This window comes from Enterobacter cloacae complex sp. S2 (assembly GCF_015159675.1).
In the GTDB taxonomy this organism is placed as follows: Bacteria; Pseudomonadota; Gammaproteobacteria; order Enterobacterales; family Enterobacteriaceae; genus Enterobacter; species Enterobacter intestinihominis.
Genome location: NZ_JADDTS010000068.1, coordinates 1 through 13,259 on the forward strand (window position 1 = coordinate 1; position 13,259 = coordinate 13,259).

Annotated in this window: 14 protein-coding genes and 3 pseudogenes; 6 read left to right on the forward strand and 11 right to left on the reverse strand. The window is 49.7% G+C overall.

Features of this window, described 5'->3' with window-relative positions; all coding sequences use genetic code 11:
- Both IPZ49_RS22505 and IPZ49_RS22510 read left to right on the forward strand, forming a co-directional pair.
- Window positions 1-197 (forward strand): annotated as a pseudogene (locus IPZ49_RS22505) (DDE-type integrase/transposase/recombinase); the annotation flags it as partial.
- A gap of 272 nt (window positions 198-469) precedes the next feature.
- Window positions 470-697, forward strand: a pseudogene (locus IPZ49_RS22510) (transposase); the annotation flags it as partial.
- A gap of 94 nt (window positions 698-791) precedes the next feature.
- Here IPZ49_RS22510 and IPZ49_RS22515 read toward each other — a convergent pair.
- The 3 genes and pseudogenes from IPZ49_RS22515 to IPZ49_RS22525 all read right to left on the reverse strand — a co-directional run bounded on the left by IPZ49_RS22515 (window position 792) and on the right by IPZ49_RS22525 (window position 3,083).
- Window positions 792-2,137 (reverse strand): annotated as a pseudogene (locus IPZ49_RS22515) (ISNCY family transposase).
- Window positions 2,138-2,343: 206 nt separating this feature from the next.
- Window positions 2,344-2,829: a GNAT family N-acetyltransferase gene (locus tag IPZ49_RS22520; protein ID WP_013087269.1), complete on the reverse strand. Its 486-nt coding sequence runs from the start codon at window positions 2,827-2,829 to the stop codon at window positions 2,344-2,346.
- On the reverse strand, window positions 2,817-3,083 hold the full coding sequence (locus IPZ49_RS22525) for a DUF1778 domain-containing protein (protein WP_007869691.1): 267 nt from the start codon (window positions 3,081-3,083) through the stop codon (window positions 2,817-2,819). Before IPZ49_RS22525 ends, IPZ49_RS22520 begins: the two co-directional genes overlap by 13 nt.
- Window positions 3,084-3,735: 652 nt before the next feature.
- Between IPZ49_RS22525 and repA the strand changes: the two genes are divergently transcribed.
- Together repA and IPZ49_RS22535 are read left to right on the forward strand one after the other, a co-directional pair.
- Window positions 3,736-4,749, forward strand: a complete 1,014-nt coding sequence (repA, locus tag IPZ49_RS22530; protein WP_039265242.1) for a plasmid replication initiator RepA — start codon at window positions 3,736-3,738, stop codon at window positions 4,747-4,749.
- Window positions 4,750-5,699: 950 nt separating this feature from the next.
- The gene (locus tag IPZ49_RS22535; RefSeq protein ID WP_013087100.1) at window positions 5,700-6,506 is read left to right on the forward strand and encodes a DUF4225 domain-containing protein; all 807 of its coding nucleotides are present in this window, start codon (window positions 5,700-5,702) and stop codon (window positions 6,504-6,506) included.
- On the opposite strand, the gene IPZ49_RS22540 is transcribed toward IPZ49_RS22535, so the two are convergent.
- From IPZ49_RS22540 to IPZ49_RS22555, 4 genes are all read right to left on the reverse strand, one after another.
- Entirely contained in the window at window positions 6,481-6,810 is a 330-nt protein-coding gene (locus IPZ49_RS22540; protein ID WP_013087101.1) for a hypothetical protein, read from the reverse strand. The two genes, IPZ49_RS22535 and IPZ49_RS22540, sit on opposite strands and share 26 nt — an antisense overlap.
- Before the next feature lie 82 nt (window positions 6,811-6,892).
- Complete coding sequence (locus tag IPZ49_RS22545) at window positions 6,893-7,231, reverse strand: hypothetical protein (RefSeq protein WP_013087102.1); 339 nt, start codon at window positions 7,229-7,231, stop codon at window positions 6,893-6,895.
- Window positions 7,232-7,245: 14 nt separating this feature from the next.
- Window positions 7,246-8,016, reverse strand: coding sequence for a TraX family protein (locus IPZ49_RS22550; RefSeq protein ID WP_013087103.1), 771 nt, complete (start codon window positions 8,014-8,016; stop codon window positions 7,246-7,248).
- Window positions 8,017-8,382: 366 nt separating this feature from the next.
- Window positions 8,383-8,907 (reverse strand): hypothetical protein, encoded by a 525-nt coding sequence (locus IPZ49_RS22555; RefSeq protein WP_013087105.1) that lies wholly within the window; start codon window positions 8,905-8,907, stop codon window positions 8,383-8,385.
- A gap of 141 nt (window positions 8,908-9,048) precedes the next feature.
- On the opposite strand from IPZ49_RS22555, the gene IPZ49_RS22560 reads away from it, so the two are divergent.
- Window positions 9,049-9,309, forward strand: a complete 261-nt coding sequence (locus IPZ49_RS22560; RefSeq protein ID WP_013087106.1) for a type II toxin-antitoxin system ParD family antitoxin — start codon at window positions 9,049-9,051, stop codon at window positions 9,307-9,309.
- Window positions 9,296-9,592, forward strand: coding sequence for a type II toxin-antitoxin system RelE/ParE family toxin (locus IPZ49_RS22565; protein WP_013087107.1), 297 nt, complete (start codon window positions 9,296-9,298; stop codon window positions 9,590-9,592). Before IPZ49_RS22560 ends, IPZ49_RS22565 begins: the two co-directional genes overlap by 14 nt.
- A gap of 218 nt (window positions 9,593-9,810) precedes the next feature.
- Here IPZ49_RS22565 and pcoE read toward each other — a convergent pair whose 3' ends face one another.
- The 4 genes from pcoE to pcoD form a co-directional block, all read right to left on the reverse strand.
- Window positions 9,811-10,245, reverse strand: a complete 435-nt coding sequence (pcoE, locus tag IPZ49_RS22570) for a copper resistance system metallochaperone PcoE (RefSeq protein WP_032664823.1) — start codon at window positions 10,243-10,245, stop codon at window positions 9,811-9,813.
- A gap of 215 nt (window positions 10,246-10,460) precedes the next feature.
- On the reverse strand, window positions 10,461-11,861 hold the full coding sequence (gene pcoS / locus IPZ49_RS22575) for a copper resistance membrane spanning protein PcoS (protein WP_032638101.1): 1,401 nt from the start codon (window positions 11,859-11,861) through the stop codon (window positions 10,461-10,463).
- On the reverse strand, window positions 11,858-12,538 hold the full coding sequence (gene pcoR / locus IPZ49_RS22580) for a copper response regulator transcription factor PcoR (RefSeq protein ID WP_001188930.1): 681 nt from the start codon (window positions 12,536-12,538) through the stop codon (window positions 11,858-11,860). Before pcoR ends, pcoS begins: the two co-directional genes overlap by 4 nt.
- 54 nt (window positions 12,539-12,592) lie before the next feature.
- Window positions 12,593-13,259 (reverse strand): copper resistance inner membrane protein PcoD (gene pcoD, locus IPZ49_RS22585; RefSeq protein ID WP_193762881.1); only part of this gene is annotated, 667 nt, incomplete at its 5' end.

A 13,259-nucleotide genomic window follows, 5' to 3' on the forward strand; every position in this document is an offset into this window, starting at 1 on the left:
CCCTGCCTCTTACTCTACTCTGGACGGGTAAGCGCTGGGCGTACCTCGCCGTTGTTCTCGACCTGTTCGCAAGAAAACCAGTGGGCTGGGCCATGTCGTTCTCGCCGGACAGCAGGCTCACCATGAAAGCACTGGAAATGGCATGGGGAACCCGTGGTAAGCCCGTCGGGGTTATGTTCCACAGCGATAGTAATAATGCCGATGTCAGTCTTTACCACCACTTAGTTTGCCGTTTAACCAGATTGGTGTGATTACTGATGCAGTGAAGACCTTCCCGCATCCTGACTCACACAGCGATCGACCTTTTGTGTCCTGCCCTGGACCCGTCGGTTGCCGGAAGCGCCTTCATGCGAGGCATCTCCTCACCGATGCGCGTGACTCAAGAAGGGCCTGACGGCTTGTCTCGTTACTGTCCTGTCCGGGTTATCTGTCTGGAGATTCAACTCTGTTTCCTCACAGGAGCTCTGTCATGGTTGATAAAGTTACCGAAGCTGCCGTTGTGGGTGGCGTGGATACACATAAAGATTTGCACGTTGCCGCTGTCGTAGATCAGAACAATAAAGTCCTTGGGACTCAGTATTTCTCCACAACACGACAAGGTTACCGGCAGATGCTGGCATGGATGACCTCGTTTGGGACATTAAAGCGAATTGGTGTTGAGTGCACAGGTACCTATGGTTCCGGTTTGCTTCGTTACCAGTCATAAAACCAACCGGCGTCTTTTCAGAAGTTTGCACTTCATCACATAGCGGTGGTTAAATTCGCTACATAAGCCCAAAAAGAGCAGGGGACTAACGTTTCAGGCTGGCCCTGAATTCCGCTGGGTTTGCCAGCACCGGATTGATAGCTCTTACTTGTTCCTTCACCCGGGCCTGTGCCCGCCTTTTAGGCATCTTCTTGCTACGGTCCCGTTTCCCGTCCCGCTCCAGTTCGTCCATCTTGTCCTGAGCGAGTTTCAGAACAGCCCCAAGACGCTTGTTATCAACGATTTGCCCCTGTTCGACACATTCCAGTTTGTCGAACACCTGATATTTGAGTGAACGGTAACCGTATTTGAATGCCAGCGTGCCGTCCGGATAGTCGAAGACTGTTATTTTTTCGCCAGCGATGCGAGTATTTTCTTCACTAGGTTCAACCAGATATATCATTTTGTCATAGCGGAATGTCAGCGTTTTAGACAGCTTACGCAGTTCCTGCCAGGCAAAGATATCATCCAGCTCTTCGTTGCTTTCAGCCACGGTTCGGTGCAGATCTTTGGGGTATTTTGCTGGTCTTGCGAAGCGACGATTGAAGTCGGCAATGAAGGTATCCAGCCAGGCGTTGGCTGCTTCAATACTGCTGATTCCCTCGAGACACATATCCTTGATAAGCCGATCCTGAAGTGTCTGATTTGCTCGCTCTACGCGGCCTTTAGCCTGCGGACTATTGGCACAAATCAGTTCGATCCCCAGTTCAGAAAGCACGCGGCCAAACTGGGTAACACCGGTTGTGGTTGAACCACCATTATTGACCCTGAAAATGCCGTGCTTGTCGCTGTAGAACGCAAGGGGCTTGCCGTGTTGCTCGAGATACTCGCGGGTGGCCATCATGTAATCAAAGGCTGATTCAGTCTCACCAAAGCGAAGGTGCATCAGGCGACCAGTCGCGTCATCAATAAAGACGAGCAGGCAGCATTTGGGGGCACGTCCTTCAAACCAGTCATGCGGGGAACCATCGATCTGAACAAGTTCTCCGAGGCAGTCACGCCGGTATCTGGGTTGATGAACACGTGGCCTGCGACGTGAGTATGGGACCCAGAGTCCTCAGCCGTCATCCATTTTCTGAGCGTTTCAACAGACACCGTGATGTTATGGCGTTCGCGCAATTTTCCTGCGGCAAGCGTTGGTCCAAAGTCGCTGTAGTTATCGTGAAGTAAAGAAAGTACACGCAGCTTCAGTGACTCAGGAAGCCTGTGATTACCGGGGTGTCCACGCCGAAGGTTTGCCAGACCTGCGGCACCAGACTCACGAAAACGGTTCATTAACCGCTGTGTCTGACGTTCGGTCAGAGCAAGCTGATGAGCAGCATCACGACGGCGCATGCGTTTATCAACAACTGACTGAATGACGTTGATCCGGCTGAGTTCTTTATCTGACATGGTCACAAGCATCCTGATGTCTCCATGGCCTGAGGATTGGATCCTTTATGCCAGAAAAAGTGACATCACTAAATGGGTTAAAAGTGACATCAGAATATTGCAGTTACAAAGCCGGTTCGCATAACAAAGATTATGTTAAATTCAATGGTAAAATCATTATAAATCAATATCTTAAATATCGAACAAGCCCCTTTCTTCCTCAAACCTCACTGTGGTAACTTTAAAAACAATGTCCGTTCCTGAGTTTGTGATGCCTTAAAGCCATGGTGAAGATAAAAGTTTTTGGCTTCTTCAGTCAGTGCATGAACCATAATCGCACGGACTCCAATATTCTCAGCTACACGGTAACAGCGCAGAACTGCATCATGCAGTAAATCGGCCCCGAGCCCTTGGCCACGGTATGAAACATCAACTGCCAGGCGAGCAAGTATGATTACGGGAATTGGATCTGGCATATTGCGCCTGAGGCTTCCCATTGCTTCCACGTGGTTAACGCTGCCGGTGGCCAGAGAGTAAAAACCGACAACCTGTTTAGTGTCTCTTTTACAAACGACGAACGTTCGTGCTGCACCAAGAGCTTGGTTTTTTAATCCCCTCTGTTTAAGCCAGTCATCAAGTACTGCCTCACCACTGACGAACTCTGCTAGTTGATGGGAGCTGGATAATGGTTCTGGTGCTGTTACACGTCCCACTGAGGTTTCCTTGCCAGAAGTTTATCAATAGCCGCCTCATCCGAAACCGGTGCATCGAGCATATCGATAAACTCTGCATACTGCTCATCGTTAAAATTAAATACGCGACGATCGAGGATCACATTCTCCGCAGCCTGACATGCCATTTCCAGGATGAAGTCCGTGCGTGATTTATGGAGAATCTCTGCTGCAGCATCAATAAGTGCTCTTTGAGATTCTTTAGCTCTAAGGTTGAGCTGAACATCTGATTTCATGAGTGCGCTCCTTGTATAGCGATTGCTTTACAAGCATATCATATGGATTCTGTATAGCAAAAGCTATACGGTTTTTTAAGTGCAGTGAACATACGAAAGAGTCAACTTGCAACTATTAGGTAAAGCTCTTCCTCTAAATTATTTTCCTTGCTCTGGCCTACCAAATCAAACCCAACGCCCTGAATTTACTGCGTGCGATGCTTGCTAGCAGTCTCATCCGGACAATTAGCATGAAAACTATGGATTGTTATCTGGTCTAACATCTGGAAAAGTTACTGATGAGAAGGTAGTATTCGGATCGTCAGCGATCGTCTTGTGGTGGGACAGATTGTTGATTCAGATTACTTTTGTGTCCTAACTCAAACTGACGGTTTGACTGCTTTGTGGTGAGGCAGGCGGGTGGCAAAAGATGGTTTTACGGAAGAAATGCGGACTTCCGGAAACAGACAGGGACAGGACGTGTCCAGTAAAACGTTCAGGAGCAGGTAACGGGATTTCCCGGAGCCTGAATGCACAAACCCCCCGACATCTGTCATCATCTTGGCGGAAGACACAGATATCAGGGGGTCCAAAAGCAGGCGCGTGGCCTGTGAAGGATTATAACGCATGCACCACATAACACAACACCCGGCCGCCATAAGAACAGGCCGCCGTGAATGACAATCAGATTTCTGTTCACTGGTCAGATCTACCGAAAGATGAGCTAACCTGTTTCTGCCAGGATGTCGATGCCGGCACTCAGGGTAATTTCCTCATTGCACCGGTCAAAAAATTGACCCGCCGCAAACGCGGTGAGCATTCCACAAAAGCCAAATGTGAGAACCCGGCCTGGTATCGCCCGGAGCATTATAAAAAGCTCTCCGGACAGCTCGGTCATGCCTACAATCGCCTGGTGAAAAAAGACAAAGAAACCGGGCAGGTCAGCCTGCGCATGCATGTTTCTCGTCACCCTCTCTATGTCGCCGGCCGCCGTAAGGCGGGACGTAAATATGGCTTCCGTCCGGAACGTCAGCGCCTGCTCGATGCGCTCTGGCCAGTACTCATCAGCTTCTGTGATGCCGGCAAGCATACCGTCGGCATGTGTATCTCCCGTCTTGCAAAAGAACTCAGTGCAAAGGACGCAAAAGGCAATGTCATTCCTGAAACGGAGGTGACGGTGTCACGCCTTTCACGGCTTATTGAGGAACAGGTACGGTTTGGCGTTCTGGGCCTCGCAGAAGAACGCGCCTGGGATCGTGAATCCCGCACCTGGTTGCCAACGTATGTCTATATAACCCCCGTGGGATTCCAGATGCTGGGCGTCGATATGGACAAGCTGTTTAAAGAGCAGGAGAAGAAGCTCCGTCAGAGCGCCGAGCGTGAGCAGCTGATCCGGGAAGGAGTGATGAGCGAACATGATGATGTTCAGGCCCACTCTGCGCGGAAATGCTGGTCTGGCCGTAAGCGTCAGGAGGCACTCGTTTACCGCCGCAAAAAAGGCGCGGAGCGTAAACGTGCCAACAATCTGATTAAGCTGCCGGCAGATGAACGACTCCATGCAATGTCTGAATGGATTTATCGCACCCTGCCGCCTGATGAAGCGTACTGGTGCACATCTGAGCGCCTGAAGGCGCTGGCCATCCAGCATCTTTACCAGCTGGATCTGGCGCTTTCTCCACCGGACTAGCCACAGACGACACAACAGTCTTCCTGTTTAAAGGCCCCTCACCGGGGCTTTTCGTGCTGGATTTTTTCGGCCACTCTGCTCATTTTTCAACCTTCACTCCGTTCTCCTTCCGGTCACCATGACGTACTGCGTGTCGTTATGGCCCGCAGTGGCCACTGTCTCGTTTTTTTACACAGAAATCCGCAAACGAGTAAGTGAAGTAACCCGGAAACGAATAAAAGACATTCCGCAAAACAGTCTTACTTCACCGTTTTTATCTCTCTGTTCATTTCATTCCAGAGTAGATCTTTGTCTGCAGTCACTCTGTGGATAACGAAAAATGCCTTCGCATGCAGCGGCCTCACGGCCGCGCGCTCAGAAGGAAATAAAAAGTACCTCCCGTCGCAAGCGCCGGGCACCGTTCTCGCCAGAACCGGGCGCCGCATACATACCTGACCCCTGCTAAACCGACGCCGCCCCGGCCCAAAGGGCCGGAACACCCTCGCTTTAAGAGGGATGTTGTAACTAGTATCAAGAGTAGCTGTAGTTAAGTCGCGGTAATCACTTCATACACGCTCGTAAGCGCCTGACGGCGCTAACGCGGAGATACAGCCCGTCAGCGGCCATCGGCCTTGACGGACTCACTCCGACCGCGCACATTAGCAATCGGAAAGCTTTAAGCGGGTATAGCTTTGCAGGGAAAGGGATGGGATTGGCAGAACCTATCAATCCGTAACGGCTGATGCCGGTTACGACGCCCCTCACCAGAATCACCCGGTTCAGCTCCGGCTGGCGTCTCCATGCCGCTTCGCGGCATACATGTTCCATGAACCCTGGACTACACAGGCTGGCCATCATGGGCGAAGGTTTACTGACAGCATCAGACTATTATTTTACCCTTTAAAGCAGGGTTGCCTAAATCCGGGAGCGCGATAAGCTTTAACGGGTGATTTTCAATCAGGATGAGTAAAATGGATATAATTCTTCCGGGAAACAAAAGCCAGGCACGACTCTGGGCAGAAACCATGATTAATCTGGAGGCCCGCAAACTCGTCAATACCGCTAATATTGTTGGCGCCCGACATCTGGGGGATGGATTGACGCGTCTCAAATTCATCGATGAAATTAAATCTGTCATTAATGGCGAATTTGAGCGTGCCCGGCGGGCAAAGTCTGACGAAGAGTGCATGACCTGCCTGCGTAACCTGCAGGCAGAAAACAGCAGTCTGCTTGAGCAGAGCCGGCAGCTCCAGACCGGTTATGCGAAACTATATGCCCAGATCAAATACGTCAGGGATGAAGACCGGATGGTCGGTTATGTCATCTCAGGAATTAAAGTGGTGCTGGCAGGTATGCAGGGCGTATTTGGCTTCGTGCTGACTTCCTCAATGACCCCCGTAGGCGTTCTTGCCGGGGCTATTCTGATTGTCGACTCGGCCAACACGATAACCCGTGAAGTTGGTCGTCAGTTCCTGAATGAACCTGACACGCAGGGTATGTTTGGTGATGGTGCCATGAACATCGCTAAATTCATGGGATTTGAACGATCAACAGGGTTAGGGATATACAACGGGATCGCGCTTGCAGGCAATATCTACAGTGTCTATGGATTAATGGCCAGACCTGGGACATGGCGTCTGTTTAACTATATCAGCACCGATTTTTACCGGAAAATCGACACCATGTCCCGGGGTAAACTGACAATGAAAATTGTGGGATGGGGGGTAAAGGCTAAGGTTGTTTTCGATCTGATCACTTCTGATGACTCCGGGAAATGAGATTTTTCCGGCGGTAATGCCATGATTTATAGGCCAGCTTCAAAGGCATGGTAATCGTAAACAGAGTGCCAAGAACAAGAATAGCCACGCCGAAGGAAATGGTATGCATCCTCGAGCCAGCCAAAAGTGTGGCCACAAAAATCAGTAACATGACTGACAACACCCATATCAGGGCCTTAAAACGGTTTGCCAGATCGTTCAGCAGGGTATCCATCTCCGTACCCGTCTTAGCTGAACTGGCCCGCAGCCGGACAATGTCCTCTTCACTGAAGCCGTGGTTCATCAGATCACTTTCATGGTTCATGCTTCTCTCCTTTTCCCTGCGGGAAGTTTAACATGCCCTGCGCCAATAACCAGTTAAGCCCGACCGATAATCTGTCAGGTGGTTACGGGCTATCACTTTGCTGAAACCTGCCCCGGGCATTCTTCTGCAGGCGGAATGCTTTCCAGCCAAGAGCCGGTGGAAAGGTCAACCAGGCAATGGTCAGGACAACGAGGGAACTCATGCCGCCAGACAGGATATGTGTCCGGCTGCCGGCGATGAGAATGACCAGCATAATCAGAGCGAGCGCGACCGTGATCCATACCGATACCCGGAAGCGTCGTGAAAGTGCTGCAATGAAGCCCTGCATAGTGCCACCGGTTGCTGAAAGCCGCTCCAGTAAAGTATCCACATCACGGTTACTGAAACCTGCCTCAAGAAGCTCTTTCTCACTGATAGCCATCACGTCATCCTAAGTCAGCCAAAAGTAGTCTGTACCAGACCAATGATCCCCAGGTGGCCGGCGTAAGCATAATAAAAGAAATTACGCGGCATGAAACGCCTACGGCCCTCCGGACATATTTGCCTGCAGAATGAAACCACTGCCAGGGGGAATGCCAGAGTAGGCAGCGTGGCCAGTAATAATGTTTCTGCGGGCATATCCAGGAGATGCGATAACCCGTTTAAACAAATCAGTGACAGCACGGCAGTGATGGCTGCCAGCCGCTGCACTCCGGGTGTATCGCTGCCAGAAACCGTTGCCATACTGATGGCCAGCGTTATTCCTGCCAGTCCGTAACTTGCCGGCTGCAGGGGCCAAATCATAAGGGCCAGGAGCAGATACCCGGCAAGCATTCCTTTCCGGCCGTGCCGGTACTGCAGGGCAAGCAGCTGCGTGACGCCTGCAAACACGAACAGAATGTTCAGGGCCCACCAGGGCTGTTGATTCTGGAAGGCCAGGCTGAACACCGGCTGCGTTATGACTGCCCAGATCCACAGACGATTGGCTCTCTTCTGCAGTCGCTCCGGGGTGCGCTGTACGTTCATCGCCCATATAAGCGTGAACAGGGGGAAGGCCATCCGGCCAAGCGCATACATCACCGGCAAGGCTGACGACAGAAACACCGTATTGGTGTGGTCGATAATCATGGCCAGAAGTGCGAGAAGTTTGACCATATCGAGTGCAGCGGGACTGAGCTGGCTGGCGTTCCGGATAGTGGGAAGAACGTCGGGTAATGAATGATTCATGCTGTATATTCCCCTGGCGACACGCGGTTAACAGCCAGCCCTGAACATAATGCCAGAATGCCCTGCCGGTTTGCGTTGTGATCCTGACTCTGAGTTTCTCCAGAATCTTGCGCACCGCAAATTCTGATTTATCACGCAGCACGCGCATTGCGCCTGCCACATCCTTATTCTGAATACAGATACTTAAAATATGAAAATCGTTCATGACACTCCCTTACTTACTATATATATCGGCAAAAATATTGATATATTTAGATTAAGGAGTGTAATTGTTTATTATTTTACCATAGTTTGCAGGAGCAGTTTTTTATAATTATAAAACATGCTGCTGCAAAATAACTTCATATACATCTCAACCTAAACCTATTATTCCTGGCTGATATCCGAAGAGGGAGCAGGATGAAGCTTTGCATAATCTTCTCGAAGCGATTTTGCCGCGGGTTTCCAGGCTTTCGCCCACTCATCATCCATTCTACCTACACCAACAATCTTCAGTGCGACAGCATAGGGAGTGCGCCCTTGCTGTTTTGAAAGCCACAGGATGTGATCATCAATTCTGTCATCAGGTATATCGTCGATAATGGAATGGATAACATCGAGGTCCTCTGATAGCCACGGCTTTCCAGTACGGGGAAACACCAGGTCCGGTTCGCGCGGTTTCTTTACCTTCTCGTTTTTGGCGATCTGTCTGGCTTCTTTCTCCGCAGAAATGAGTCGTAGTCGCTCCTTAAGCCCACCCAATGTGGCAACCGTTTTAATTAAATTTTCTCGCTGTTCGCGAGTAATACTTTGCTCATCACAGATCAGGTCGTTCAGGGTATCGATGAGTGTATCCACCCGATTTTCTGTTAATTTCATTTCCAGTTCTCGCTTAAGGCTACAACTCAGCATTCTATTAGATATCTATCTGATTTCGCATCCCTGTTGATCTCATAAATGCAGCCCATAGTCTCGATCACTGACCATGGAAGCCTGATGCTAAAATGATATACTTATGTAAGAACAAATCTTACATAATGAAACGGAGGGGTTATGGCCCGTACAATGACGGTGGACGTGGGTGATGAGCTGCGTGAATTTATCGATTCCCTGGTTAAGGCCGGTGATTACCGAACCCAGAGCGAAGTCATGCGTGACGCGCTGCGGCTGCTGCGCGAGAAGCAAGCTGAATCACGCCTTCAGGAACTGCGCGATCTGCTGGCCGAAGGCATCAGCAGCGGCGAGGCGAAACCATGGAACAAGGATGCATTCCTGAATAATGTCAGGGCCAGGATGGCAAATGAAAGAGATTGAGCTGACACCAAAAGCAGAAGAAGATCTGGAGGCTATCTGGGACTACAGCTTCAGACAGTTCGGGGTTGTTCAGGCGGATGCGTATATCGGGCGTATAGCCGCAGTGTTTGATGTGCTGGCCATGCATGACATCGGCACGCATCGCGCAGAGCTGGGAGAAGATATCTGCTCGCTGCCGGTGGAACAGCACATGATCTATTTTGTGTCATCACATTCGGTGGTTACGATCATACGTATTCTCAGTCAGTCTCAGGATACGGCGCGGCATGAACCATGGATATAACTGAATGTGTAAAATAACAATCAAATTAAATACTTAGTTCGCGCAATCTATCTTATGTTAAATTTAGTCCGTCGTTTATTTAGTTCATAACAGGCCGCAGACTACGATTAATCATACACAGACATAATCTTTCATTTGGTTTAAAAAAACGCTCCCGATTGGGAGCGTAAGCCAGTGACTTCGGCGTTAAATGAGGGTCTGACAAGTGGAGCTGCGGGTTAATTCTGCGTGATCTGGCTGCGATGCTTTTCAGCCTGCTGCTGATGAATAACGGAAGATTGACCATTATTCGCCTTCTCATGCATAACAGCGGCTTTCTCATGCTCGTTCATTTCGGAAAATGATTTTGCTGTTTCGTTAGAAGCTGCTGGCTTGGATTTCATCATTTTGTTATGCATTTCAGCCATGTCCTGATGGGCAGCAGAATTGCCGTTTTGCATCATGTCATGGGACATTGCGGCCTGATCGTGACTGCTCATATCCATCATTGTCATGCTGTCTCCCTGAACTGCGCTTTTTTCAGCAGATGACTGCATCTGATGGGCAGGAGCCTGTGCATTATTTACCTGGTCATGCATGTTCATTGTCTCTGCAGCCATGGCGGATGAAGCGACAGCCATAATGGCAACAAATGATACGAGAATCTTTTTCATGGTTGGGTCTCCGGTGTTTTCATACCCGAACAATCAATGCTTATAACAGAGAAAGCATTTGATCTCAGGGCTGGTTGATCATCACGCCAGGAACCGGGCGATTGAATTATCACGCTGTCCTGATTTATGGCTGATTATAAAAAACCGCCTCTGTTTATCGCGTGACTGAACGATGACATTTTTGTCACCTTCCGGGTTTCTCCTGAATAACGGTATTAATCCATTAACAGACGCACACTGAACACAATTTCCCGCCCCTGCTGTTCTGCTGACAGCTCGCCGCCGTGAGCATGAATGATCGACCTTGTAATTGATAATCCCAGCCCCGCGCCTTCCGTGTTGTAGAACCTTGATGAGTCTGCGCGATAGAACCGGTCAAACAAACGTTCCAGATTAGCGGGAACCTGGCCGGACATCGTATTCGTAATCATCACGTTCACACAGTCACTGTCACGCTCAAGGTGTATCGCTGTACAGGTGTTATCGGGAGAATACTTGATTGCATTGGAAAGCAGGTTACTGAAAGCACGTCGGAGCATATCGCTGTCTCCGGCAACAACGCCCTCTCCTTCAACCGTGATTGTCTTTCCTGTTTCGTCTGCCAGGGGCTCGAACAACTCACGTAATTCATTCAGTTCGGCTGCCAGATCCACATCATGTTTATCCAGCCGCAGCAGACCATGCTCTGAACGTGCCAGAAAAAGCATGTCACTGGTCATTCGTGACAACCTTTTCAGTTCTTCCAGGTTAGCGAATAAAATTTCGCGGTAATGCGAAACATCCCTTTCCTTAGCCAGTGCAAACTGCGTCTGCATCATCAGATTACTGACTGGTGTGCGCAGCTCATGCGCGATGTCAGACGAGAAATCTGACAGTTTCCGGAATGCCCCCTCCAGGCGATCAAACATATTATTGAACTCCTGCATGGTCTCAGAGATTTCCGGCGGAGCCAGATCGGGATTTAGACGCTGATCCAGGCTGTGTACAGTCATGGAGGAAGCCAGACTGGTCATTTCCCGTAACGGTTTCAGACCAATACGTGTGGTCAGCCAGCCCAGAAAAACAGAAATAAAGACCAGACCGATATTGAACCAGAACAGCCAGGTACTGAGTTTGTCCATAAACAGGGTGTGATACCCAGTATCCGTGGCAACCGTAATGATGACATGTTTGCTTTTACCCTGTTCCGGCGTCATGGCAACCCGCCGCGAGATACTGCGGTACACGGTGTTATTTTCTTCCGTCTGGATCATATAGTCGAGAATATCACCCGACTTATTAAGCAGGACCGCTGGAACAACAGAATTTTTGGCATAGAGTTCAACAATTTTTTCATTTTCCATGTTTTTTATAGAAATGAATAAACCATTGTGCCCTACCATCGCATCGTTTATTTTTTCTGATAATGACTTAATATCCGTTTTGTTCCGGAACGTCTCTGTTTTAAGAAACTCTTCGGTGAGCTGAAGTTTACCTGTCAGAAAATCGCGGTCCTGATTATCGAAATAGCCATTAAGGGTGCTAATCAGGATAAAACTTGATAACCACCATACCGTAAGCATCACCGCAGAAAAAATCAGGCTCAGGCGTGTGGTCAGGGAAATTTTGAACCTCACTCTTCTCTGATCTCCAGGACATATCCGGCACCGCGAACGGTATGGATCAGTTTTGGCTCAAAGTCATCATCAATTTTACTTCTCAGACGTCTCACGGCGACATCAATCACATTCGTATCACTGTCAAAATTCATGTTCCAGACCAGGGACGAGATAAGACTCCTGGGTAACACTTCTCCGGTGCGTTGCAGCAGCAACTCAAGCAGAACGTATTCTTTACCGGTGAGATGGATCTTCTTCCCCGAACGGATCACGGTCCGGCGCACCATATCAACGGTCATATCGGCGATGGTGCAGACTGTTGCGGCCTGCGAGCGTGCCCGGCGCAGCAGGGTTCTTACACGTGCAACCAGCTCCGTAAAATCAAAGGGCTTAATCAGGTAGTCATCTGCGCCAAGCTCCAGTCCTTTCACTTTGTCCCGCACGTTGTCCTTTGCGGTTAAAAACAGGACCGGTTCTTCGTGCCCGGACTCCCTCAGTGCGCTGATGATTTGCCACCCGTCGAGGAAAGGCAGCATCACGTCCAGTATTATCAAATCATACTGTCCCTTCGACGCGGCCCCGAGACCATCGCGGCCATTATTAAAGAGATCGGCCTGATAGCCTTCCTCAACCAGTCCCTGCTGCAGGTAACGACCTGTTTTTTGTTCGTCTTCAACGATTAAAATACGCTGCATGGTCAACTCGCTGATATGAAAGTAAAAATCTCACGCATGAGCTTTGGATGTCCCCTAGCTGACCTGAGACGGAGCAAGCATTCCGAGCCACGCTACGGCGCCCAGAATGATAATCGCAACAACGAATTCTGTCAGGATGCTGTTTCGCATCAGGGCAACGCTGCGATCATAATTCCCTTCCCTGACCATAACTTCAAGCCGGGGACCCAGGTGAAACCGGTTTGCTGCAGCCAGAAGAAGCATCAGAACAAACAGAGCCGTCTTGGCAAGCAATATCCTCCCCCAGGAACTGTTGAATAAGGGAGTTAAGTTACCCTCAGCAATATACAGATAGTTGACCAGCGCACTCAGGATCAGGGCTACAACAATCACCGTTCCTGCCGTGGCAAATTTTGCCAGGGAGTCAGATATCACAATGACGCTCTGTGCATTATGCTCGTTTCTGCGCATCAGCAGGATAGCAAATGCAACCAGAGCACCTGTCCAGGCACCTGCAGCGCCGAGATGGGTCAGATCGCTCAGTAAATGGAGATAGTAATGCAGACCGTCATGCATAACGGCGTGTCCTCCCCAGGCAAGTGTAGCCAGCGCCACGCCCCCACTCATCGTCATCAGCAGGCAGGACAATACTCTCTTATTAGTGTAAAGGAACAAAGCACCGAGTGTGGTAAACAGGGCACAGAGCCTGACAATCCAGCTAAGGAAGGTGCGAATAAGCAGG

Bases quoted from the DNA above. Each gene is read 5' to 3' on its own strand.
- IPZ49_RS22525 (WP_007869691.1), bottom strand. From the start codon at position 3,083: ATGAAATCAGATGTTCAGCTCAACCTTAGAGCTAAAGAATCTCAAAGA.
- IPZ49_RS22535 (WP_013087100.1), top strand. From the start codon at position 5,700: ATGGATATAATTCTTCCGGGAAACAAAAGCCAGGCACGACTCTGGGCA.
- IPZ49_RS22540 (WP_013087101.1), bottom strand. From the start codon at position 6,810: ATGAACCATGAAAGTGATCTGATGAACCACGGCTTCAGTGAAGAGGAC.
- IPZ49_RS22545 (WP_013087102.1), bottom strand. From the start codon at position 7,231: ATGGCTATCAGTGAGAAAGAGCTTCTTGAGGCAGGTTTCAGTAACCGT.
- IPZ49_RS22550 (WP_013087103.1), bottom strand. From the start codon at position 8,016: ATGAATCATTCATTACCCGACGTTCTTCCCACTATCCGGAACGCCAGC.
- IPZ49_RS22555 (WP_013087105.1), bottom strand. From the start codon at position 8,907: ATGCTGAGTTGTAGCCTTAAGCGAGAACTGGAAATGAAATTAACAGAA.
- IPZ49_RS22560 (WP_013087106.1), top strand. From the start codon at position 9,049: ATGGCCCGTACAATGACGGTGGACGTGGGTGATGAGCTGCGTGAATTT.
- IPZ49_RS22565 (WP_013087107.1), top strand. From the start codon at position 9,296: ATGAAAGAGATTGAGCTGACACCAAAAGCAGAAGAAGATCTGGAGGCT.
- pcoE (WP_032664823.1), bottom strand. From the start codon at position 10,245: ATGAAAAAGATTCTCGTATCATTTGTTGCCATTATGGCTGTCGCTTCA.
- pcoR (WP_001188930.1), bottom strand. From the start codon at position 12,538: ATGCAGCGTATTTTAATCGTTGAAGACGAACAAAAAACAGGTCGTTAC.